Origin of the sequence: Halanaerobium sp. DL-01 (genome assembly GCF_003338615.1) — a bacterium.
In the GTDB taxonomy this organism is placed as follows: domain Bacteria; phylum Bacillota; class Halanaerobiia; order Halanaerobiales; family Halanaerobiaceae; genus QPJE01.
In genome coordinates, this window is record NZ_QPJN01000074.1 from 1 (window position 1) to 1,402 (window position 1,402).

Here is a 1,402-nt window from a genome sequence, read left to right on the forward strand (position 1 = left end):
GAGATTTTTCCCAGCAATACCTGGTTCTGTCATTTCAAATGGATTTAGAATTTCCTCAAGCTCTTCTTCGCTCAAAATCCCCTGTTCCAGAATAATATCTTTTACAGATTTTTCTGTGCTTAATGCTTCTTTTGCTATTCTTGCTGCTGTTTCATATCCAACATGTGGGTTTATTGCTGTTATAATTCCTACACTGCTGTCAACAAGTGACTTACACCGCTCTCTATTTGCAGTTATACCTTTAATACATTTTTCTGTAAATGTTTTTACACCATTTTTCAGCATTTCTATCGACTGTATCAGATTAAATATTAATATTGGTGCCATTACATTTAGCTCAAGCTGCCCTGCTTCTGCTGCCATTGTTATTGTCGTATCATTGCCAATAATCTGAAAGGAAATCTGGTTGACAACTTCTGGAATTACTGGGTTAACCTTACCCGGCATTATTGATGACCCCGGCTGAACTGCCGGTAAATTTATCTCATTAAATCCTGTTCGCGGCCCCGATGATAAAAGCCTTAAATCATTTGATATTTTGGACAGATTAACTGCACATGTCTTCATTGCTGAAGACACCTCAACTAGTGCATCAACATTCTGTGTTGCATCTATCAGGTCTTCAGCCTGCTTTAAATCAAGTCCGCTTATTTTATTTAACTGTGAAGTCACATTTCTGACATAAGATAAATCTGCATTCAAACCTGTTCCAACAGCTGTTGCTCCTAAATTGACAACTCTCAGATCATCTATGGTTTCTGTGATTCTCCTTATATCCCTTTTAACTGCATTTGCATATGCCTTAAATTCCTGGCCCAGTCTTATCGGCACAGCATCCTGCAGCTGTGTTCTACCCATTTTTATTACATCATCAAACTCTTTACTTTTCTCCAGCAGTGCTTTTTCGAATTTTCCCAATTCACTTAAAGCTTCCCTAAGCAGATTTATAACTGCCATTCTGACTGCAGTAGGTACAACATCATTTGTGGACTGGCCCATATTTACATGATTATTGGGATGAACTACTGAATAATCTCCCTTTTTCCCACCCATTATCTCTATAGCTCTGTTGGCAAGAACCTCATTTATATTCATATTGATCGAAGTACCTGCTCCACCCTGTACTGCATCGATTATAAATTGATCCTTAAGTGACCCATTTATTACTTCATCTGCAGCCTGTATAATTGAGGATGCTATTCTTTCATTTAAAACCCCAACCTTTTTATTCACTTCTGCCGCAGCTTTTTTTACAATAGCTAGATTTTTTATCAGCTCTGGATGTACTTTTAGATCTGTTATTTTAAAATTTTCTGCCGCTCTTGCTGACTGTATTCCATAATAGGCATCTTTCGGCACTTTTTTACTGCCTATTGAATCTTGTTCTTCTCTCATTAGCATT

Annotated in this window: 1 protein-coding gene; it reads right to left on the minus strand. The window is 37.4% G+C overall.

Annotation, left to right across the window (positions count from 1 at the left end; translation table 11 throughout):
* Positions 1–1,401: aspartate ammonia-lyase (gene aspA / locus DER71_RS11840; protein WP_114459031.1), on the minus strand; the 1,401-nt coding region annotated here is incomplete at its 3' end.
* Position 1,402: the final 1 nt, after the last annotated feature.